General features: G+C 70.3%; 18 protein-coding genes. 6 read left to right on the forward strand and 12 right to left on the reverse strand.

The genetic code is table 11. The annotated features are described in order from the left end of the window. The first annotated feature begins 223 nt into the window (after positions 1-223). The gene (locus tag ACFXJ8_RS26700; RefSeq protein WP_379646698.1) at positions 224-2,539 is read left to right on the forward strand and encodes a M20/M25/M40 family metallo-hydrolase; all 2,316 of its coding nucleotides are present in this window, start codon (positions 224-226) and stop codon (positions 2,537-2,539) included. Here ACFXJ8_RS26700 and ACFXJ8_RS26705 read toward each other — a convergent pair. From ACFXJ8_RS26705 to ACFXJ8_RS26720, 4 genes are all read right to left on the reverse strand, one after another. Beyond that, positions 2,527-3,180, reverse strand: coding sequence for a TetR family transcriptional regulator (locus tag ACFXJ8_RS26705; protein ID WP_379646699.1), 654 nt, complete (start codon positions 3,178-3,180; stop codon positions 2,527-2,529). The two genes, ACFXJ8_RS26700 and ACFXJ8_RS26705, sit on opposite strands and share 13 nt — an antisense overlap. Positions 3,181-3,364: 184 nt before the next feature. Next, positions 3,365-3,595, reverse strand: coding sequence for a hypothetical protein (locus tag ACFXJ8_RS26710; RefSeq protein ID WP_379646700.1), 231 nt, complete (start codon positions 3,593-3,595; stop codon positions 3,365-3,367). 168 nt (positions 3,596-3,763) lie between these two features. Beyond that, the gene (locus tag ACFXJ8_RS26715; protein WP_379646701.1) at positions 3,764-5,995 is read right to left on the reverse strand and encodes an alpha/beta fold hydrolase; all 2,232 of its coding nucleotides are present in this window, start codon (positions 5,993-5,995) and stop codon (positions 3,764-3,766) included. After that, positions 5,992-6,882 carry an ABC transporter ATP-binding protein gene (locus ACFXJ8_RS26720; protein ID WP_379646702.1) on the reverse strand — a complete coding sequence of 297 codons (891 nt, stop codon included), beginning with the start codon at positions 6,880-6,882 and terminating at the stop codon, positions 5,992-5,994. Before ACFXJ8_RS26720 ends, ACFXJ8_RS26715 begins: the two co-directional genes overlap by 4 nt. 108 nt (positions 6,883-6,990) lie before the next feature. On the opposite strand from ACFXJ8_RS26720, the gene ACFXJ8_RS26725 reads away from it, so the two are divergent. Both ACFXJ8_RS26725 and ACFXJ8_RS26730 read left to right on the forward strand, forming a co-directional pair. Continuing rightward, positions 6,991-8,052: a sensor histidine kinase gene (locus ACFXJ8_RS26725; protein WP_379646703.1), complete on the forward strand. Its 1,062-nt coding sequence runs from the start codon at positions 6,991-6,993 to the stop codon at positions 8,050-8,052. After that, the gene (locus ACFXJ8_RS26730; protein WP_379646704.1) at positions 8,025-8,669 is read left to right on the forward strand and encodes a response regulator; all 645 of its coding nucleotides are present in this window, start codon (positions 8,025-8,027) and stop codon (positions 8,667-8,669) included. Before ACFXJ8_RS26725 ends, ACFXJ8_RS26730 begins: the two co-directional genes overlap by 28 nt. Here the strand turns inward: ACFXJ8_RS26730 and ACFXJ8_RS26735 are convergent. After that, positions 8,666-8,923: a hypothetical protein gene (locus ACFXJ8_RS26735; protein WP_379646705.1), complete on the reverse strand. Its 258-nt coding sequence runs from the start codon at positions 8,921-8,923 to the stop codon at positions 8,666-8,668. The genes ACFXJ8_RS26730 and ACFXJ8_RS26735 overlap by 4 nt on opposite strands. 1,005 nt (positions 8,924-9,928) lie before the next feature. Then, positions 9,929-10,702, reverse strand: a complete 774-nt coding sequence (locus ACFXJ8_RS26740; RefSeq protein ID WP_379646706.1) for an alpha/beta fold hydrolase — start codon at positions 10,700-10,702, stop codon at positions 9,929-9,931. A 73-nt stretch (positions 10,703-10,775) separates the two neighbouring features. Here ACFXJ8_RS26740 and ACFXJ8_RS26745 point away from each other — a divergent pair, with 73 nt between their 5' ends. Beyond that, entirely contained in the window at positions 10,776-11,300 is a 525-nt protein-coding gene (locus ACFXJ8_RS26745; RefSeq protein ID WP_379646707.1) for a PadR family transcriptional regulator, read from the forward strand. Positions 11,301-11,614: 314 nt separating this feature from the next. On the opposite strand, the gene thrC is transcribed toward ACFXJ8_RS26745, so the two are convergent. Next, positions 11,615-12,679, reverse strand: coding sequence for a threonine synthase (thrC, locus tag ACFXJ8_RS26750; protein WP_379646708.1), 1,065 nt, complete (start codon positions 12,677-12,679; stop codon positions 11,615-11,617). 65 nt (positions 12,680-12,744) lie between these two features. Here thrC and ACFXJ8_RS26755 point away from each other — a divergent pair, with 65 nt between their 5' ends. Continuing rightward, the gene (locus ACFXJ8_RS26755; protein ID WP_379646709.1) at positions 12,745-13,572 is read left to right on the forward strand and encodes a MurR/RpiR family transcriptional regulator; all 828 of its coding nucleotides are present in this window, start codon (positions 12,745-12,747) and stop codon (positions 13,570-13,572) included. A gap of 214 nt (positions 13,573-13,786) precedes the next feature. Here ACFXJ8_RS26755 and ACFXJ8_RS26760 read toward each other — a convergent pair whose 3' ends face one another. Continuing rightward, a complete protein-coding gene (locus ACFXJ8_RS26760; protein WP_379646710.1) occupies positions 13,787-14,275 on the reverse strand; it encodes a TetR/AcrR family transcriptional regulator in 489 nt (162 codons plus the stop codon). Here ACFXJ8_RS26760 and ACFXJ8_RS26765 point away from each other — a divergent pair. After that, on the forward strand, positions 14,259-15,515 hold the full coding sequence (locus tag ACFXJ8_RS26765; protein ID WP_379646711.1) for an MFS transporter: 1,257 nt from the start codon (positions 14,259-14,261) through the stop codon (positions 15,513-15,515). The two genes, ACFXJ8_RS26760 and ACFXJ8_RS26765, sit on opposite strands and share 17 nt — an antisense overlap. 301 nt (positions 15,516-15,816) lie before the next feature. Here ACFXJ8_RS26765 and ACFXJ8_RS26770 read toward each other — a convergent pair whose 3' ends face one another. The 4 genes from ACFXJ8_RS26770 to ACFXJ8_RS26785 form a co-directional block, all read right to left on the reverse strand. Continuing rightward, on the reverse strand, positions 15,817-16,770 hold the full coding sequence (locus ACFXJ8_RS26770) for a hypothetical protein (RefSeq protein ID WP_379646712.1): 954 nt from the start codon (positions 16,768-16,770) through the stop codon (positions 15,817-15,819). 310 nt (positions 16,771-17,080) lie between these two features. Further along, complete coding sequence (locus tag ACFXJ8_RS26775) at positions 17,081-18,163, reverse strand: hypothetical protein (RefSeq protein WP_379646713.1); 1,083 nt, start codon at positions 18,161-18,163, stop codon at positions 17,081-17,083. Beyond that, positions 18,160-18,606: a DUF4188 domain-containing protein gene (locus tag ACFXJ8_RS26780; protein WP_379646714.1), complete on the reverse strand. Its 447-nt coding sequence runs from the start codon at positions 18,604-18,606 to the stop codon at positions 18,160-18,162. The genes ACFXJ8_RS26775 and ACFXJ8_RS26780 overlap by 4 nt, the downstream gene beginning before the upstream one ends. Beyond that, entirely contained in the window at positions 18,603-20,144 is a 1,542-nt protein-coding gene (locus ACFXJ8_RS26785; RefSeq protein ID WP_379646715.1) for a phenylacetate--CoA ligase family protein, read from the reverse strand. The genes ACFXJ8_RS26780 and ACFXJ8_RS26785 overlap by 4 nt, the downstream gene beginning before the upstream one ends. Positions 20,145-20,175: the final 31 nt, after the last annotated feature.

Consider the following 20,175-nt stretch of genomic DNA (forward strand, 5'->3'; position numbering starts at 1 on the left):
AAGCAGTCCAAGATCCGCGTGCGTCGCATCAGCTGAGCATCGGTGTCCCGCCGCCGCGGGCGCGGGGGCGGGGCCGGTTAAGGTGGGGCGGCGGGGCACGGGGAGGTTGTGGGGGACGGTGTAAGCGCCCCCCCCCCCCCCCGCCACCCCCGGCCCCCCCCCCCCCTTTCTCATGTGCTTGATCGGTATCCTATTATCCACTTGGCCAATAGTGGAGAGTGTGATGCGCAAACTGATCGACACCCCTCATCGACTCGTCGCGGGGATCATGGCCCTGCTGGTCACGAGCTCGGTGGTCGTTGGGACGGCGATGACGGAAGCTGCGACCCCGACGCCGGTACCGGCGTCGGCGCCGGCCGACACGTTCAGCTCCGACCGCGCGTTATCCCGGCTCAAGGAATTCGCCACCGAGCCGCGCCCGCTCGGCAGCGCGGCCAGCGATCGGGCCAAGGACTATCTGGTCGAGCGACTGCGTGCCCAGGGGCTGACCGTTGAGGTCCAGCGAGCCGTCGGCGCCCGCACCGGTGACGGCCTGGCGATCTTCGGAAGGACCGACAACGTGGTGGCCACCCTCCCCGGCACAAATCCTTCCGGAACCGTGCTGGTCGTGGCCCACTACGACTCCGTCCCGACGGGACCGGGCGCCGCGGACGACGCCGCCGCGGTCGCCGCGATGCTGGAGACCACTCGTGCGCTGGCCGTTCAGGGTCCGCTCCGCAACGACGTGGTCCTGCTGATCACCGATGGCGAGGAGGACGGGCTGCTTGGCGCCGACGCGTTCGCCAGAGAACATCCGCTGGGCCGCCGTGGCGGAGTGGTGCTCAACTGGGAGGATCGCGGCGTCAGCGGACCATCGCTCATGTTCCAGACGTCGAAGGACAACGCCCGGCTGATCGAGCTGTTCACCGACGCGGTGCCGCGGCCGCGCGGCGACTCCTCGATGGTCGAGATCTACCGGCTCCTGCCGAACGACACCGACTTCACCGTGCTCGCCAAGGCAGGCTTCAGCGGGCTGAACTCCGCCTTCGTCGAAGAGCCCGCCCGCTACCACACCGCCGACGACTCGATCGCCCGCCTGTCCCGGTCGAGTCTCCAGCACCACGGCACGAACATGCTCGCGCTGACCCGCGCATTCGGTCAGGCCGACCTGCGAACCCTCGCCACGGACCACGACAGCACCTACTTCGCGGTCTTCGGGTTCGTGATCAGCTACTCCAACGTCCTGGTCCTGCCGCTCGCGGCGCTCGCCGTCCTGCTGCTGGCCGGGCTCGTCGCGGTCGCGCGCAGGCAGGCAGTGCTCAGCCTCCCGCGCACGCTCGTCGCGATGGTCTCGGCGGTGGTGCCCGTGGCCGTGTCCGTCGTGCTCGCGCAGGCCATGTGGACGGCGCTGGTCGCGCTGCGTCCGGGCTACGAACCCATGGACGGCCTGCTGTACCGCCCGTTGAGTTATGAACTGGCCATCATGGCGCTGACCGCCCTCGCGCTGCTGTGCTGGTATCTCCCGCTGCGGCGGCGGCTGGGACCGGCGGCGCTGGCTGTCGGCTCGCTGGCCTGGCTCTGCGTCCTGGCCGTGCTCTGCGCGGTGACGGCGCCCGGAGCGGCGTTCGTGTTCACCGTCCCCGCACTGCTCGGCGCGCTGGGCGGCCTCCTCGCGCTGGTGCTGCGGCGGTTCCCGGTGTGGTCGGTTGTCACGATGTGTGCCGGAACCGTGGGTGCGGCGCTGACGCTGCCGTCCCTCGCCTTCGGCTCGCTGGGCGCGACCGGGCTCACGCTGGGCGGCATCGGCGCCGTGCTCTTCACCGGGTACGGCTTCGCCTTGCTCCCGGTCATCGAGCTGCTCTTCCCCGCCGTCGATCGCGGCGTGGGCAGGCTCACGGCCGTGGCCGTACCCTCGACCGCCATGGCGCTGGCGCTGGCCCTCGTCGGCACCGGCCTGGCCGTGGACGGCTTCGATCGCGAGCATCCCGAGAGCGCGCACCTGGCCTACGTGCTCGACGCCGACACCGGCGTGGCGAGCTGGGTCAGCGCGGACGCCGAGCCCGCCGGCTGGACGAGGCGCCACGTCACCGGCCACGACCTCGGCAGGCTTCCCGACGGTTACGCCCGGGGCAACCCGTGGACCGGCCCCGCGCGAGCGATCGACGTCGAGGGGCCGCGGGTGAAGCTGTCGGCCAGGAAGGGCGACGTCCTCACCCTGCACGTGGCCTCGGCGCGTGCCGCCTCGAGTGTGACCCTCCGGCTGGACCAGCCGATCGCCGAGGTGAGCGCGAGCGTCTCCGGTGACGCCCCGGTGGCGGTGCCCGTGACCGGCACGCGCTCGGGCGGCTGGCCAGGCGAGATCCGCCTGCGCGACCTGCCCGCTGGAGGGGCCGACGTCACCGTGCGGGTCGCCCGGACGGGTCAGGTCAGGATCACCGCCATGGACGAGACGCACGGGTTGTCCGCGCTCCCGGGATTCACGCCCAGGCCGCCGGGGCTGCAGGCGTCGATCCGCGCGGACGGCGACCTCGTCGTCGTGACGCGCGCCTACGCCTTCTGAGGATGGTCTTCGGCGGGCTCCAGCCCGGACTCTTCCACCATGTGGCAAGCCAGCATCATGGTCAGCTGCTCGCGGAACTCCGCCTCGTGCGCCGGATCGTCGGGATCGTGTCCCATGCCCGCCAGCCACGACCGGCTGCCGATGGCGAACCCGTAGGCCGCCGACACCCCGGTCAGCGCCACGGCCTCGATGCGGGAGCGGCTCGGAACCGGCCGTCCCGCCAGCGCGGACCGGATCCCCGCCTCGATCGCGTCGATCAGTCCCCGCAGGTCCGGCCGTACGGCTCCCTGGTAGTCGGCGTGCATCTCGGCCCAGACGAACAGCCGCAGGTAGCGCCCGTCCGCCAACGTGTCGAACAGCACGCTCGTGATCCCGTCGGCGGTCGGCACCCCGTGTTCGGCCTGGATCCGTTCGCGGATCCGCTCCTGGATGCGCTTGTCCTCCGACAGCAGAACCTCGCGGACCAGGGCGGCATAGGTGCCGAAATAGTGGGTCACCAGCCCGTGGGCGACGCCCGCGGCCTCGGCGACCTGTCTCAGCCGGACGTTGTCAGGGCCGCGTTCTTCGATCAGCCGGGCCGCCGCCGCCAGGAGTTCCGCGCGCGCCTGCTCGGGGGTACGCCTGCGCCGTTTGGGTTTCACGATCTCACCCTATTGTCGTGTCCCGCCCGAGCCATTGTCGTGTCCCGCCTGAGCCGACCGGCTCAGGCGGGATGTTCGGCCCAGGCGCGTGACAGGGCGGCTGCCGCGTGGTCGAGCAGCGCAGGGGGCAGGGCGAACCGGACAGCCCGAGGGCGGGGTCTGGCGCAGTCGGCGAGGGGTTCTCTCAGTCTTCGGCGGCGGCGGGCGGTAGCTTCATCCAATCGGGGACGTCCTGGCGGGCGAGCTCGCGAAAGTTCTCGCTTCCCCCGTCGGTGTCCCCGCCATAGGCGCGGCGCAGCAGATCGACGTTGGCGCCGATGAGGTCCTGCGCGTACTCGGGCAGTTGCTGCCCGGCGATGAGCGCCTCGACCAAGGGGGTGATCGCCTCACGGAATCGGGCTCCTTCGGCCAGCACATACCCCAGGACGGTGAGGCTCTGAACATAGTCGGGGAGGTAGCGTCGCGGTTGAGTTCGGCCAGCTCCCGGCGCAGGCCGAGGGCTTCCGCGCTGATCGGCACCGCCGCCTGGCGCTGCCCGCTCTCGGCCAGCCGAAGGGCGTGGTTGGTCAACCTCGCGGTCCAGTCAGAGAGCCGACGGCGGGCGGCAGACCGTGCCCGTCGGCGGCAGCTTCAGCTGTGTCAGATACCTGTTGGCGTGGGCGATCGTGCAGCTGTCGCCGGTGAGGTAGAGGCCGTGTCCTGGGCCGTCGAACCGGACGGTCCCCGAGCCCGGCACCCGCATCGCGAGGTCGGCGGTGCCGTCGTAGTCGGTCCAGGTGCCCGCGCCCAGGAACGGCGGCAGCTTGGTGGTGGGCATGGCGGTGGGCGGGTTGGTGGTCGGGGCAGGCCAGCCCACGCAGCCCAGCGGGTGCCAGAGTCTGTTGCCTGCGAAGTGCGGCGAGAGCCGCTCGCCTAGGGCACGGTTGCGCTCGTACTCGGCGTAGTCCGCGAAGCGCATGCCGTCGGCGCAGTGAACCATGTTCACGCCGCTCGTCGAGCGCGCTTTAAGGCTGCCCGTTCCCACCTTGATGTAGTCGGCGAACCCAGAGGCGTCGCCGCGCTCGGCCTGCTTGATGGCCTCTGCCAGCTGCCGCCACCGGGGGTACTCGGACGCCGCGCCAGGGCCGAACAGGTTCGGGCCGACCGCGAGCTTCAGGTCGAAGCCGCTGTAGGCGGCCCGCTGAGACTCGCCTCTGACCGGAATGGGTGACCTGTCGGCTCTGGCGATGAGCTCGCGCCAGGTCGCGCCCACGTCCCGCCCGTGCAACGGGCTGGTCGCCGTAGCGTCGGACCAGGCGATGAAACGGGCGAACATCGCTTCGGTCTCCGCGTACGTCTTGCGGGCGTCCGCTTCGGGGTCGAGGAGCTGGTTGACGATGCCATCGAGGTACATGGCCCGGATTCGGCCGGGGAACAGCCGGGAGTAGGCGACGGCGGGCACCCCGCCGTAGGAGGTGGCGATGAAGCTCAGCCGCTCCTCGCCGAGAGCTGCGCGGATCGTGTCGATGTCCCTGGCGACGGAGGCGGAGTCCATGTGGTCGAAGAACGCGGGGTCGAGGTTTCGGCAGCGCTCGGCGGCCTTCTGGTTGGTCTCGGCCAGTCTGCCGTACTCGGAGCTGTTCTTGGGCGGGACGATCCACGGGCCGGAGAGGAAGCAGTCTTTCGTCAGCACGCCCAGGTTCCAGCCATTGCGAGGGACGAAGCTGACCACGTCGAAGCGGTCGCGCAGGGCTGTGAAGTTGCCGGCGTGGTTTTTGAGGTCCTCGACGCCCGATCCGCCAGGCCCGCCGGGGATGGCGAACACTGTGCCGATCCGGTGTCCCGTACCGTTCGTGGCGAGTCTGGCGAGCGGCAGGGTGATCGTGCGGCCTTCCGGCTTGGCCCAGTCGACGGGCACCTGGATGACGGCGCACTCCAGGCCTTGCGTACCGCACGCCTTCCACCGCAGCGTGGAGGTGGTCGCGGCGGTCGGTGCGGCCACCACCGCTCCCAGTAGGGCGGTCACGACCAGACCTGCGGCCAGGGGCCTGATCCTGCGCCCGCGCGCGGCGATCGCGACCGCTCCGGCGGCCAGCGCCGCGACCGGGTAGGCGAGCAGCAGCGCAGCGGCCGCAAGTGGGGAGAGCAGGCCGTTCCCGGCGATCTGGCCCGGCAGGTTCTCGATCATGAAGGCGCCGATGCGCGCGCTACCCGGACTCGGCAAGGTCTTGGTCGCGACCGGCAGAACGAACAGGATCATGATCAGCACGACCAGCGACCCGGCCGTGGAACGGATCACCGCGCCCAGGCCGAGCCCGATCAGGGCGACCAGCGGCACCGACGCTCCGGCGATCAGGACGCCTGCCAGAACCCCGGGCTCGGACAGGGACGCGCCCATCGTCTGCCCGTTGAGAAGCACCAGGCCCGCGTGCCCGCCGAGGATGGCCTGGCTCGCGAAGTGCATCGCGAAGGCCAGCACCTGCCCGGCGACCAGGCCCACGACCAGGAGGGTGGGGATCTTGGAGAACAGCAGGATCTGGCGTCGCGGCACGGCGGTCAGGCTCGTGCGAATCTGCCCGGAGGCGTGTTCGGAGGTGATGGACAGCGCGCCGAGCGCGCCGACGATGAAGTAGGCGACCGACAGCCCGGTGCCCAGCCCGTCACCGACACCGGTGAACGTCAGCCTGTCCTCGGCCGCGTTGCTGTCCAGACCGCGGCCGATCATGAACGCCAGGCCTGCGCTGATCAGTACGGCCAGCACCGAGACAGCCAGCAAAAAGAGGTTCGAGCGGAGCGAGCGGAACTTCAGCCACTCCGAGGCGATCACGTCAATCATCTGAACTCCACACTCTGCCTGGTCAGTTCCATGAATGCCTCTTCCAGCGAGGCACCGCGCGGGGTCAGCTCGTGCAGCACGATCCCGTTCGCGTACGCCAGGTCGCCGATCTCCGAGGCGTCGAGCCCGGTCACCGAGAGCCCGATTCCTTCCTCATCCACACCCGCGCCCTGCTCCCGCAACACCCTCGTGAGCGAGGCCGGGTCGGTGGCGCGCACGAGTACGCCCCGCTGGAAACGTTCGATCAGCGCGGACATCCTCGTGTCGAGGATCAACTGCCCGCGCCCGACGACCACGACCTGATCGGCGGTGAGCGCCATTTCGCCCATGAGGTGGCTGGAGACCAGGACCGTGCGGCCCTCCCCGGCGAGCGAGCGCATCAGCTCGCGAATCCACCGGACCCCCTCGGGGTCCAGCCCGTTGACCGGTTCGTCGAAGATCAGCACTCCGGGGTCGCCGAGCAGCGCCACCGCGATGCCGAGCCGCTGTTTCATGCCGAGGGAGAACCCGCCGATCCTCTTGTGCGCGACTCTGGCGAGTCCCACCAGCTCCAGCACCTCCGCCACCCGGCCTGAGCCGATGCCGTTGCTCCGTGCGACCCAGGCCAGCATCGCCTGAGCGCTCCGCCCGCCATGCACCGCACCGGCGTCGAGCAGCGCCCCTACCCGATGGATCGGCCGGTGCAAGGAGGCGTAGAGGCGGCCCTCGATCAACGCGGTCCCCGCGTTCGGGACGTCCAGGCCGAGGATCGCCCGCATGGTGGTGGACTTGCCCGCGCCGTTGGGGCCGAGGAAGCCGGTCACCAACCCTGGCTTCACGGTGAACGTCAAATCGTCGACGGCGAGGGTGTCGCCGTACCACATGGTCAATCCGGTCACTTCGATCATGGGTCTCAGGTTTCCGGCCCGCGTGTCTTGCCTCCATGGGCGTGCGCCCCCCACGGGGGTAGGGCTGGGCCTACCCCCGTGGGAGCGTTGATCGGACACAATGCGGGAGTGCCCAGGTTGAGACGCGCACTCGTCGCCGCTGCCAAACTGCCGCTGAACGCCGTCACCGGCCTGGCCGCGCTGGTGCTGCTGATCGTCGCGGCGCCCTGCCTACTCCTGGCCCCCGGCCTTTTCCGCGCGGCGGCCCGCAGACTGGCCCGCTCCGACCAGGGAGACCTGCGCCTGCTCGGCTGGCTGGCCGTTCAGTGCGTCTTCGGGCTCGGCGGCCTGGCCGTGGTCACGGCCATGTTCTCCACCCTTGAGGTCATCCTGCACCTGGGCCCCTTGCCGGGGAGCCTGGCGGTGACGCTCACCCTGAGCCTGGCGATGCTGGCCATCGCGGCGTTGTGCGTGGTCGCCGCCGCCCTGGCAGGGCTCGCCCAGGCCCGCCTGTCCGAGCTGGTCCTGCACCCCGCCACCTCCCTGGCCCAGCGCGTCAGGGATCTGTCGGCCTCCAGGGCCGCCGCCGTGGACGCGCAGGCGGCCGAGCTGCGCAGGATCGAACGCGACCTGCACGATGGCGCCCAGGCGCGGCTGATCTCCGTGCGGATGAACCTCGGCCTGGCCAGGAGCACCACCGACCCGGCTATGAGCAAGGAGCTGATCGAGGACGCGTGGGAGTCGGTCGGGCAGGCCCTGACCGACCTGCGCGACCTGGTGCGCGGCATCCACCCGCCGGTGCTCGCCGACCGGGGCCTGGCCGGCGCGATCCAGGCGGCGGCCCTGCTCTGCCCGGTCCCAGTGACCGTCGAGGTGGACCTGCCGGGACGGCCCGAGGCGCCGGTGGAGTCGGCGCTGTACTTCGCCGCGGCCGAGGCTCTGGCCAACGTGACCAAGCACAGCGCCGCCCACACCGCCTGGGTCCGCCTGAGTCACGTCGATGGCGTATTACGTCTGGTCGTGGGCGATGATGGACGCGGCGGCGCGGACCCCGAGGCCGGGAGCGGCCTGCGCGGCATCCGGCACCGCCTGTCCGCCTTCGACGGCACACTCACCGTGCGCAGCCCGGTCGGCGGGCACACCGAACTCTTGATGGAGCTGCCTTGCGTGTTGTCATCGCCGAAGATCTAGCCCTCCTCAGAGACGGCCTGATCCGCCTGCTGTCCGCCCACGGATTCGAGGTGGTCGAGGCGGTCGACAACGGCCCGATGCTCTTGTCCGCCCTGATCCGGCACCGCCCCGACGTGGCCGTCATCGATGTACGGCTGCCGCCGACCCTCACCGACGAGGGCATCCGCATCGCCCTGGAGGCGCGTCGGCAGGTGCCGGGGCTGCCCGTGTTGATCCTGTCGCAGTATGTGGAGCAGCTCTACGCCCGCGAACTCCTGTCCGACCGCTCCGGCGGCGTGGGCTACCTGCTCAAGGACCGCGTGGGCGACGTCGAGCAGTTCGTCGACTCTGTCCGCAGGGTGGCGGCGGGCGGCACCGCGATGGACGCCGAGGTGATCTCGCAGCTCCTCACCCGCCGAAGCAGGGACGAGCCCCTCGGTGAGCTCACCCCCAGGGAGCGGGAGGTGCTCAACCTGATGGCGGAGGGCCTGTCCAACGGGGCGATCGCCGCCCGCCTGCTGGTCACGGACAAGGCGATCGGCAAACACACCAACAACATCTTCGCCAAGCTCGGCCTGCCACCGTCAGATGATCACAACAGGCGGGTCATGGCGGTCCTCACCTACCTGGAAGCCTAGGCCAGGTTGCTGCCGCATGATCCGCCAGTGCCCTCGAGATGTTCGAAGCCCGACATCAAGGTCCTTCTCACCGCTAATGGCTGTTCACCTGCCGCACACGGCCGCCCCGGCCCGGCCCGCAACCCGGCGATCGCCACCCCGAGCCCCGCCACCGCGACGAACAGGCCGAGCACACCGGCCCACTGATCAGCCCGCTCCAGCCCCACCTTCACGAAATAGGCACCCACCCCTGCCAGCGCCGCCATCGCGACCACGGCCCCGCCCCATATCAGCCCACGCCCGCGCATACCGGCATCATCGATCCCCAGGCAGGGTCCACGCAACGCGGTTACGGGATCACGCATCGAACGTGCCCGAACATCCGGAAAGCAAACAGTCCCGGACACCAGCAGGAGTACCCGATCACCCGGCCACGCCCACGGGACACCGCAGTCGACCCGGCCAGATACAGCCGGAACTTCCCGGCCACGACCGGGGTCTGGCGAACTGGATGGGGAGTGATCACACAGCGCGACTTCAGAGCAGCCAGTGAGCCCGTGGTAACGGTGGTGTCGATCGCGATCTGGCAACTCGTCGCGCATGAACACGACCGCCCTGTCACGATCTGGATCGCCAAGATCAGGATCATGAAGAGCGGCCGTGGAGGTCATTGTGCTGCACGAGCTCAGCGACAGGGAAGTCAATCTGCTGCACACGCTGTTCCCGCACCTGGCGGGACTGGTCCTCTCCCAGGTCGTGGACCAGGGAGAGAGCGTGACGATCGTGGCCCGCACCGGACCGGGGCCGGTGGCGCCTGCCGCGGGTGTGGAAGGCCACCGGCGCGGGTGCACGATCGGTACCGGCGTGCTGGACGCCGGTGGGCGGCGACTGGGACTTGGTGGCGAACAAGTCCGGCTCGACGCGGCTCGGCCTCGTGCTCACTGGGTCCAGGGCTACTTTGGACTTGGGCGCAGCTTCGGGAGTAGAGGGCCGTCTCCATGAGTTCGCGCCCGATCCCGGGGGGCGGCGGACGGTTCGCGTCGACCTGTGCGGCCGCTCGGGGCCTGGGCACGCCGTGGCACCGGCCCCGTGGTGCTGATGTTCACGCAGCTCAGGCCGCGCACCGAGCGGCTGGCCTGGTTCCCCAACTACACGGTGTGCCCCGGGTGGCCGGTGGCTCATTGAACTCCGGAGCGTCGCCCCCGGCGGCCAGACCCGGTCGTGCCGCTCACACCGGCGCGAGGCGGGCGACGGTGGCGGCCGGCCCCTGGTCGTGCCGCTCACACCGGTGCGGCGAGGCGGGCGACGGTGGCGGCGAAGGCGTCGGGGTTGTCCAGCATGATGTTGTGGCCGGAGTCCGGGATCTCGACCACATCGACGCCCGCCTCGCGCAGGCCCTCGGCGTCGTGCGGCGGATCGGCGTCCGGGTACAGGTAGGCCCGCGGGATGGACATCCGCACCAGCATCTCGCGCATGGTGGGCACCGTCGCCCTGGCCAGGCTCGCGGCGGAGCGGTACAGGCCCACCGGGTGGGCCAGGCGCATCGTGGCCCACCAGTGTTCGCCCACGCGGTCGCGCACCTCATGCCGGCCGTACGCCAGGAATTCCTGCTCGGTGTAGCCGGCGATGCCGCTGCCGGAGGGGGCGCCGGGTGTCGGCGGGCGGGGGTCGAGGTTGCCGTCGACGATGACCAGGCGGGACACAACCTCGGGATGGCGGGCCGCCAGGACGATGGCGACCGCGCCGCCCATGCTGTGGCCGATCACGTCTGCGCCGGCGACGCCGGCCTGGCCGAGCGCGTCGGCGAGGGTGTCGGCGTGGTCCTCGAGCGTGTAGCCGAAGTCGGCGGGATGGTCGCTGATGCCGAACCCGAGCAGGTCGACCAGCAGCGAGCGGCGCCCGGCCAGCAGAGGGTGGGTGGCGACGCCGGCGAAGTACGGCGCGGCGCAGGCACCAAGCCCGTGGATGTAGACCCGGGCGGGGCCGGGGCCGGTGCCGGGCAACTCGACCCAGCGGATCTTGGCACCACTTGGATGGACGATCGTGGTCTGCATGACAACCTCCCGATGTATCGGAGGCAAGGTATATCGATACCGAGGTATCTCGCAAGCGAGGTATATTGACGGCATGCTGGAGCTGGCGATCCTCGGGTTTCTGTACGATCGGCCGTCACACGGGTACGACCTGCGCAGGCGGGTGGCGGCATTGCTGGGACACGTACGCCCCGTGGCCGACGGGACGCTCTATCCGGCGATCAAACGGATGGAGTCGGCAGGATGGCTGGTGCGCCAGGACGAGCCGGGCGTGACCGCGGCGCCCCGGCGCACACTCCACCTGACCGACGCGGGCCGCGCGGAATTGCTGCGGCGGCTGCGGGAGCCTGGCGACCTGGAGACCAGCGACGAGAACAAGTGGTTCGTGCTGCTGGCATTCCTGCGCCACCTGGACGACCCGGCGGCGCAGGCGGCGGTGCTGCGGCGGCGGCTGGAGTTCCTCGCCCAGCCGAGCAGCTTCTTCTACGAGGGTGATCGGCCGGTCAGGGCCGAGGAGTTCGACGACCCGTTCAGGCGGGGGCTGCTGTCCATAGCCAGGGCCACCAGCCTGGCGGAACTGGCATGGCTACGGGAAACCCTCGGCTCCCTGGAAACCTAGCCAGGCCGTCACCGGTGCCCGCCTTCCTGGAGGGCACGGCCAGGCCGCCGCCACCGGTGCCCGGTTGTCTGGAGGGCACGGCCAGGCCGCCGCCACCGGTGCTGGAGTGGCCATGCGAAAGGGGGCATGAGCGCCGTCGGAACGGCCAGAGTGCGACAGCGGGCTGAAGATCGCTGGGTTAGCGCCGCCGGCCGTACGGATGCGGGTGGCTGGGATTCGGGTCGTTCCGCTGGTCGCCGCCGTCTTCTGTGGGTCGGTTGGACGGCACTCGGGTTCCGGAGACGGAAGCGCGGGGCTCCTTGGGCGCGGATGTCTCAGGTGGTCAGGTGCAGCGCGCGGGCGACGTCGGTGGTGTCGGCCGAGGTCGGGGTTGAGGTGTAGCCGTCGCGCAGGGATGCGTCGAGGTCTTTGAGTCCGTTGCCGCTGAGGGTGATCACGATCGTCTGCCCTGGGGCGAGGTGGCCTCGTCGCCGTTGGTCGAGGATGCCGGCGATGCCGGCGGCTGAGGCGGGCTCGGCGAAGATACCGTCGTGGCGAGCGACCATGCGGTAAGCGTCAAAGATCTGGTCGTCGGTGACGGCAGAGATCAATCCTTGGGAGTCGTCGCGGGCGGCGATGGCGCCGTTCCAGGTCGCGGGGTTGCCGACCCGGATCGCGCTTGCGGCGGTCTCGGGCGCGGCGACGGGTGTGCCGTGGACGAGTGGTGCCGCGCCCGCCGCCTGGAAACCCCAGATCCGCGGCAGGCGGGTGGCGAGACCCGCGGCGGCGTAGGCCTGGTAGCCGCTCCAGGTGGCGGTGATGTTCCCGCCGTTGCCCACCGGCAGACAGTGGATGTCCGGGGCATCGCCCAAGGCGTCCACGACCTCATAGGCGACTGTCCTCTGCCCGGCCAGCCGCAACTCGTTGTTGACGGAGTTGACCAGCGCCACGGGGTGGTGAGCGGCAAGGTCGCGGGCGATCCGCAAACAGTCGTCGAAGGTTCCGGCGATCTCGATGATCTCGGCTCCGTATCGCACGACCTGGGCCAGCTTGCCGAGCGCGACAGCTCCCTTGGGCACCAGCACGGCGGCCGTGATGCCGGCGCGGGCCGCGTAGGCGGCTGCTGAGGCGCTGGTGTTTCCGGTCGAGGCGCAGACGATCGCCTCGGCCCCGCGCCCGGCCGCATGGCTCACGGCCACGGTCATCCCCCGGTCCTTGAACGAACCTGTGGGATTGGCGCCCTCCACCTTCAGCCAGATCTCGCAGTCCGTCAGGGACGACAGGTGATCCGAGCGGAGCAAGGGAGTGTTGCCCTCGTGGAGGGACACCACCGGGGTGCTGTCGGTGACCGGCAGCCAGCGCCGGTAGGCGCTGTTGATCAGACCATGCCAGATGCTCATGGCATGCACCGTAACATTCGTTTCACTTTCCTCGCTAACCGGCAGAAGGTGTAACGTTCGTTATCATGGAGCCCCTTGAGACCCGTCTCAGCGCGATCTATTCGGAGTTGCCGTCTGGTGAGCGCGCGGTCGTCCGCGTCCTGCTGGACGACTATCCGTTCGCGGCACTCGGCTCGCTCCGGGCGCTCGCGGAGCGTGCCGGGGTCAGCCCGCCGACCGCCTCACGCTTGGTCAGCCGCCTGGGCTTCGACGGCTTCGCCGACTTCCAGGCCGCGGTGCGGGCCACCGCGCGTGAGCAGGACCGATCACGGCTCCGCGAGTTCGTCACCCAGCACAGTGATACCGATCGCGCGGCGGAGAATCTGAAGGCTGGCCTGGAAAGCGCCCTCACCAGCGCGACCGGGCCCCTGCTCGCCGCAGCAGCCACCCGACTGGCCGAGGCAAAGGAAGTCTGGGCTCTCGGCGGCCCGTTGAGCGAGCTTGCCGCCGAGTACCTGATCCGGCAACTGGCAGGCCTGCGCCCCGGAGCGCACCGCGTCCCCGACTCCCCGCACGCGCGTGCCCGCACGTTGCTCGACATGAGCCCGTCCGATGTGGTCGTCGCCTACGATTTCCGCCGCTACTCCGCCGACACCGCGCGCTATGTCCACGCGGCCCGGTCTCGGGGCGCCCGCCTGGTCCTGGTCACCGACGCCTGGGAGTCACCCCTCGCAGACCAAGCCGACGTACTGATCCGGCTCCCGCGCGAGGCCGCGGGACCCATCGCACCCCTCACCCACGAAATCGCCGTCACCGAACTGCTCCTGGTCGCCATCGCCGCACAGCTCGCCCCCGCCACCCGCCTCGCAGAACTCGACGCTCTCACGCACGATCTGTTGCCGCCTACGTCATGAATCCAGAAGCGGCTCGCCGTCCCGGGAACGACCGCCGGCACCCGCGGCGCCCGGCCGAGGCTGCGCGCCGCGTTGGACATGCAGAAGCCGGGCGAAACTCTAGTGATCCACAAGCCGGGCCCGATCGCCCAGCTCCCGGTCCCCTTGGAGGGCAAGCCGCACGCGTGAACCTGGAGATCCGCCACCGGCTGGTGCCGCCGGTCGATGACGGGGCTCAGCCGGGTTGGCGCCCCAGACCGAGGACGTGGTCGACCAGGGCGTGGATGCGCTCGGCGGAATGCGCCCCCAGGTGCAGCAGGCGCCGGTAGTAGATGGGGCCGTACAGCAGCTCGATGATCAGCTGCAGGTCCGCGTCGGCCGGCAACTGCCCCTGCTGTTGCGCCTGGCGTAGCCGCTCGGTCGCGGCCGAGACCCGCGGCTTGACCAGTTGCTTGGCCAGGGCCTTGGCGAGCTCCTCGTCGTGCTGGCTTTCCGCGATGAGCCCCGTATAGGCCGATCCGGTCAGTGGGCTGGCCAGGAAGTCCAGCACCGCCGTCATCTGCGTGCGCAGGTCGGTGGCGAGATCGCCGGTGTCGGGGAAGGGGGTGCTGGACTCGGCGATCTCCCCCATCGCCTCGAGGATGACCGCTCCCTTGGCGGGCCACCAGCGGTAGATCGTCTTCTTGCTCACCCCGGCGCGATCGGCGATGGCCTCCACGGTCACGTTGCCCGGCCTGCTGCTCCTGTCGGGCCGGCTCGGCGACCTCATCGGCAGCAAGAAGGTGTTCCTGGCCGGGCTTGCCGTCTTCACCCTCGCCTCGCTGCTGTGCGGCGTGGCGACCGGCCAGGACATGCTGATCGCCGGACGCTTCCTGCAGGGAGTCGGCGCCGCGATGGCATCGGCAGTCGTCCTCAGCATGATCGTGGGCCTCTTTCCCCAGCCGGACGAGCAGGCCAAAGCCATGGGCGTCTACAGCTTCGTCTCGGCGGGCGGCGCCTCGGCGGGGCTGATCGCCGGCGGGCTCATCACCGAGGTGCTCGGCTGGCACTGGGTCTTTCTGATCAACCTGCCGATCGGCGCGATGGCTCTGGCCGCAGGCGCCCGGCTGCTCGCGCCGCAGAGCGGCCTCGGCCTGCGCGCCGGCGCCGACACCGTCGGCGCGGTCCTGGTCACGGCGGGCCTGTCCCTCGCGGTGTTCACCATCTCCCAGATCGCCGAGTCAGGACTCAACCTGTGGTACGGCGCCACCGCCGTCGTGCTGCTGACCGCCTTCGTCGTGCGCCAGGCGACGGCGACCAGACCCCTGCTGGCACTGCGCATCTTCCGCAGCAAGGAGATCGTCGGCGCCAACCTCGTGGTGGTGCTGGTCTTCGCCGCCGGATTCGGCTTCCAGTTCCTCAACGCGCTGTACCCGCAACGCGTCCTCGGCTTCGACTCGATGCAGACCGGCCTGGCCTTCCTGCCCGCGCCGCTGGTCATCGGCGCCATGTCGCTGTACTTCTCGGCCAGGCTCACCGCGCGGTACGGCACCCGCCGCGTGCTGCTGACCGGGCTGCTGGCGCTGGGCGCGGGCCTGATGTTGCTCAGCCGGGCACCGGTCGGCGGCGACTACTGGGCCGACATCGCACCCTCGCTGCTCATCCAGGGCCTCGGCATGGGCCTCACGATCCCAGCGGTGATCATGCGTGCCATGTCGGGCGCCGAACCCGCCGACGCCGGGCTGGCCTCCGGCCTGAACAACACCGCCCAGCAGGCCGGCGCCGCGGTCGGCCTCGCGGTACTGGCGACGGTCGCCACCGCGCGCACCGGCTCACTGCTGGGCCAGGGCACGGCTGCCATCACCGCACTGCGTGACGGCTACAGCCTCGCCTTCCAGATCGCGGCCGGGTTCGTGTTCCTGGGCTGGGCCGTCACCTACGTCGTCCTCAAGGACACCCGCGCGCGGGAAGAGGTCGCGGCATGAGCTGCGCGCACGCGTCACGCGCTCCGCCTGTCATCGCTGCCGGTTCCATCCACCGGCGAGCCTCGCCGAAGCGGGCGCCGACCAGGAGACCGTCCCTGCGCTGTCCCGTGACTTCGATGATGGGAGGTCCCTGCCGCGCATCGCCCATCACGCTCGAACCAGCATCATCCGATCGGATGATGCTGGTTATCCGACCCGCCCGAACCCCGGTCAGTCCGGGTCTCGTACGGCAGGCACGACGTCATCGGGTGGTGTGGGCAGCGTGGCGAGCGGGGCCGAGCAGGCGGATGAGGTGGCGGGATCAGCCGGTCAGTCGGGACGAACGGGGGGCGGGGGCGAGCGGCCTGCCCACCCTGGCCACGTGCAGGAGGGTCTCCGGGTCCGCGACGCCCAGCTTCGCGGCCAGGCGTTCGCGGGTTGCGGCGCAGTCGATGATCTGGCTGAGCGGGTGGGTGGTGTAGCCGAGCGCCGTCAGCGCCAGCCACTGCCGCATCAGCACCCGGCCCAGCTCGACCTGCTCCTCCACCGGCTCCTCCACTGGGCCGACCAGCACGAGCACGTCGCCGTCGTAGTCGAGCAGACCCCGGGCTGCGCCCGCCAGCAGCCTGGGCAGGCCGAGACGGCGAAGCGCAGGGTAGGCGGCGAGCGCGGCGCGCAGGCCCACAGTCTCCGCCCCGCTCAGCGCCAGCGTCTTGTGGGTGAGGCCGTCGAGCGGGTAGCGGGGGTGGCGCGGGGTCAGCCGCAGCCATGCGCGCAGCTCGCCGGTGACGGCGGGGTCGTCCCACTGGTGCAGGTCGGCCGCGTGCAGCAGGTCCGCCAGGTCGCGGCAGGCCAGGCGGCGAACCTCAGCCTGCCCGTGGGGATCGTGGCCGCGCAGCCGCTCCACGACGTCGCCGGGCAGGCGTCCCGGATGGTAGCCGCCGCGGTTCGTGCCGCGCCGCCGTACGTCGTCGGTGGTGAAGGGCGTCTGGTACGGCTGGGCGGCGCCGTACAGGACGCCCACTCTGCCGGGGCCCGGATCGGGCCGGAAAGCGACGCGCAGACCCGCGGAGGCGCAGACGATCAGGCAGCACTCGACGAACGCGCCCAGGCTGAGGCGCAGGTCACGGCCGGTGGGGTCGCTCGTCGGCAGGCAGCGGTCCTGATCCCAGCCGATCACCGCCTCCGTGTCGGCGTAGGTGAGGGTCCACGGCTGAGTGTTGTGCGCGCTGGGCGCGCGCCAGAAGTCCGGTTCGAGGGCCCGAAGCTCGTTCACCGGGTTTCTCCGAGGAAACCCCAGCCTTCAGCAGGTCGGAGAGGAATCGGACTCCTGCGGAGCGGGGCACGAACAGCTGATTCGCCCCCTGGGCGGATCAGAGTCCAGTAGGGTCGCGTCCGCGGGTTGCGAGAACCAAGCCTCCCGCGCGTGCTGATCGAGAACCAAGACAGCACATGCACCTCCAGGCTTGCCGTACCAAACCGGGCAGGTTCCGTCCCGGCTGGTGTTGAGGGTGTAAGACCTTGCTGGTCGCTGACCTGCGGGGCTTCCTGAGCCAGGAATTCCCCTGTTTCAGCTGGGGGAGGGTTCAAGTGAGGGTCTTCTCGTAGAAGGTGTAGCCGTGCAGGGGACGGCCGCCCATGGCGACGTACTGGGCGGCCGAGCCCGGGTTGGCGCGTTCGACGTAGGTGCTGCGCAGCGCCTGGTAGCAGCCTCGGCGCAGGCCCGCGTGCAGTTCGCGCGACAGCAGGCGCATGTAGCCGTGGCCCTGCTCGCCCGGGACGGTGCCCTTGATGATGAGGACGGCTTCGCGGCGGTGGTGTGCGCGGGTGGCCAGCAGCCTGAGCTGGTTAACGAGGTGCAGGTTGCCACCAATTTTCGCGATAAATCGGGAAATGTCAGGTAGGCAGAGGACGAAGGCCACCGGCCGGCCCGCCTTCGTCAGGTACAGCAGCAGCGACTCATCCAGCAGGAAGGCCAGGCCGTCGGTCTGCTCGGCCAGTTGCTCGGCGGAGATCTCGGTGTAGTAGCCGAGCTGGGCGAAGCTGGCGTTGAGCATCTCGCGCAGGATCGGCAGCTGCTGGGCGATGCGCCGCCTGTCGCCGTGGTGGATCTGGAGCCGCTCGGCGGCCAGGCGCTTCTCGTCGAAGGCGAAGACCGGCTCCTCGGGCACGGGGCAGATCCAGGTGTCGGCCTCGAACCTGCGGGTGAAGCCATACATGTCGTAAATTTCGGGATAGTACGGGTGGTTCCAGGCGCTGTCGATGAACCCGCGCTCCTCGAAGCCCGACGTGATGACCCCGCCCGACTGGTTGGGCAGCAGCGACACCGGCCCGAACGCGACCCGCCTGCCCGCCGCCCGCCCCGCCGCGCAGATCGCCTCCAGCAGCTCCTCCCCCGCCTCCTTGGTGAACTCGGTCAGCCCGAACAGCTGCGCGGCCGTGCCCAGCTTGGCGTCCAGCGCCGCGTCGGTGTGCAGGGTGGTCCGCCCGACCACCTCTCCCCCACGTCCCCCGCGTTCGAGCAGGCACAGCCGTACCCCGCGCCGATGCCACGCGCGGACCGTCGCGTGCAGCGGCGGGACGAAGCGCGCATCGCCGCCGTAGATCCGGTCGGTGAGCGCGAGGAAGGCGCGCAGGTCGCGCCTGGACTCGACGGGCCGCAAGCTCACCTACGGCTCACCTTCGGCCCCTCGCCTTCCTCCCCCGACAGCGGCGTGAACGTCTCGATGTGCGCCATCGGCCCGCCCTCCGCCCGCCAGACGCCGTTGGAGTAGCCCTCAGGCTCGGCGTTGTACAGGCGGATGTATCCGCCCGTGGCGTTCTTCGTCCCGTCGGTCACCCACCGCATGAGCTCGCGGTGATGGCGGCTGCGGGCGAAGCGCAGGAGCGCGTCGCGGTCGTCGAAGAAGGCCAGCGTGCCGAGCGTGAAGGGGAACTCCCAGTACACCTTGTGCCAGCGGTAGCCGCGCATCCGCCTCATGTCGCGCACCATCCGGAACCAGGTGAAGGTCAGCGTCAGGATCGACAGCGGCCCCCGGTAGCGGGTGGCGCCGACGAACATGGCGGTGGCCTGCCCCTGGGGCGGCGCCTTGCTGAAGTCGCTGGTCCTCATGCGTGCTCCACCAGGTAGACGTTCTTCATCTTGGTCAGCGCCGCGAACGGCCCGCCGTCGCCGTCGAAGATCCTGACGCGCAGGTCGGCGGCGGACGGGTCCTCCTTGAGCGACTCGGCGAAGTCGCGCGAGACCCGCCCCAGGTGGGCCACGACGCCCTCACGGCAGATGCGGGCCAGCTCGTCACGGTCGACGTCGGCCTCTTCACGCAACTCGACGTTGATCACCGGCCGGTACTCCAGTCCCGGCAGCTCCTCCAGCGACAGGCAGAACCTGGCGATGCTCGCGGCGTACGGGTTGCCCTGGTAAAGGCCGTACTCGACGTCCTGCGGGTAGAGGTTGGCGCCCATGTAGGAGATCGTGGAGTCCTTGCGGCCGAACAGGAACAGCAGCGGCAGGTTCATCCGCTCGTCGGTCCAGGTGGCGGCGTAGTCGGCGCCCAGCGCGCGCCTCACCTCGGCCAGCGTGTGCAGCCTGGCCTCGTCGCCGACGTTGTAGCGCAGCTTCGGCTGCAGGCAGCTCTTGGTGTTGATCGTGCACAGCAGCTCGCCGGAGCCGTTGACCTCCAGGAACGTCTCCAGCGGGTTGTAGTGGAAGATCATCGGCAGCCGCTGCTCGCCCGGGCCGAGCAGGATGTCGCGCAGCCGCTGGTCGGTGGCCAGCCGCTTGCGCAGCCGTACGGTGAACCCGCTCTCCGCGCCCATGCCGATCGTCAGATCGCTGGCGCCGTAGCCCGAACGCACCTCCTCGAAGCGCTCCTCCAGATAGTCGCGCAGCGCCTCGGTCATGCCCTCACCGCCGACCATGCCGCGGATGCGGTAGTCGTGCCAGCGGAAACCCGCCGCGTCGAGCCGGTCGCGCAGGTGCTTGAGGAACGGCGGGTAGGCGGCCACGACGTAGTCGTATCCGGGGCCGAAGTGCTCCAGCGTGTCAGCGATCTTCTCCAGGTCGGGGCCGGTGTTCTTGACCATCGCGATGCGGGCCATGGCCGCGCCGGTGGTCGTGCCGGTCGCCCAGGCGCCCATCGAGTAGGCGTTGATGACGAACAGCCGCTCGCCCGGGAAGACCAGCTCGATGTATCCGGCCGCGTTGCGGTAGATGCCCTGCAGCTCCCGCGGCCCGCGCACCCAGTTGTACGGCTTGCCGCTCGAACCCGACGACTCGTCCACGATCACCCCCGGCCGGTGCAGCCTGCCCTCCTGGCAGCGGCTCTGCTCGTCGTAGACGGAGGCGTAGTTCTGCTTGGTCGTCTCGGGGAAGTCCTCCAGCCGTCTGGCGTGCTCGGCGCCGTTCTCGCGAAGGAAGTCCCGGTAGGCGGGCACGTCCACGGCGGCGAACTGGCAGGCCACGCGGGCATGCCTGCGGGCCAGCCGGTCGAGGACCGGATGGTAGGAGCGGGCCATGAACCGCCACACGGCCGGGCGCGTGGCGCCCAGCCGGTAGGCGCCCGTCAGCAGCCACGAGTAGGCCTGCAGCCGGGCCCTGCGCCAGTGCTGGCGCGGGGTGAGCGGCCCCATGCCGGGACTCTTACGCGTCATAGTCGCGTAACTTAGCGAACACCAATCAAAA

Source organism: Nonomuraea sp. NPDC059194 (genome assembly GCF_042754765.1).
GTDB lineage: Bacteria > Actinomycetota > Actinomycetes > Streptosporangiales > Streptosporangiaceae > Nonomuraea.

What these genes read in the sequence shown, in the direction of transcription:
- ACFXJ8_RS26700 (WP_379646698.1), top strand. Translation starts at nt 224, where the DNA reads ATGCGCAAACTGATCGACACCCCTCATCGACTCGTCGCGGGGATCATG.
- ACFXJ8_RS26755 (WP_379646709.1), top strand. Translation starts at nt 12,745, where the DNA reads ATGGAGCCCCTTGAGACCCGTCTCAGCGCGATCTATTCGGAGTTGCCG.
- ACFXJ8_RS26720 (WP_379646702.1), bottom strand. Translation starts at nt 6,882, where the DNA reads ATGATCGAAGTGACCGGATTGACCATGTGGTACGGCGACACCCTCGCC.
- ACFXJ8_RS26780 (WP_379646714.1), bottom strand. Translation starts at nt 18,606, where the DNA reads ATGAGGACCAGCGACTTCAGCAAGGCGCCGCCCCAGGGGCAGGCCACC.
- ACFXJ8_RS26715 (WP_379646701.1), bottom strand. Translation starts at nt 5,995, where the DNA reads ATGATTGACGTGATCGCCTCGGAGTGGCTGAAGTTCCGCTCGCTCCGC.
- ACFXJ8_RS26745 (WP_379646707.1), top strand. Translation starts at nt 10,776, where the DNA reads ATGCTGGAGCTGGCGATCCTCGGGTTTCTGTACGATCGGCCGTCACAC.
- ACFXJ8_RS26740 (WP_379646706.1), bottom strand. Translation starts at nt 10,702, where the DNA reads ATGCAGACCACGATCGTCCATCCAAGTGGTGCCAAGATCCGCTGGGTC.
- ACFXJ8_RS26785 (WP_379646715.1), bottom strand. Translation starts at nt 20,144, where the DNA reads ATGACGCGTAAGAGTCCCGGCATGGGGCCGCTCACCCCGCGCCAGCAC.
- thrC (WP_379646708.1), bottom strand. Translation starts at nt 12,679, where the DNA reads ATGAGCATCTGGCATGGTCTGATCAACAGCGCCTACCGGCGCTGGCTG.
- ACFXJ8_RS26765 (WP_379646711.1), top strand. Translation starts at nt 14,259, where the DNA reads ATGGCCTCCACGGTCACGTTGCCCGGCCTGCTGCTCCTGTCGGGCCGG.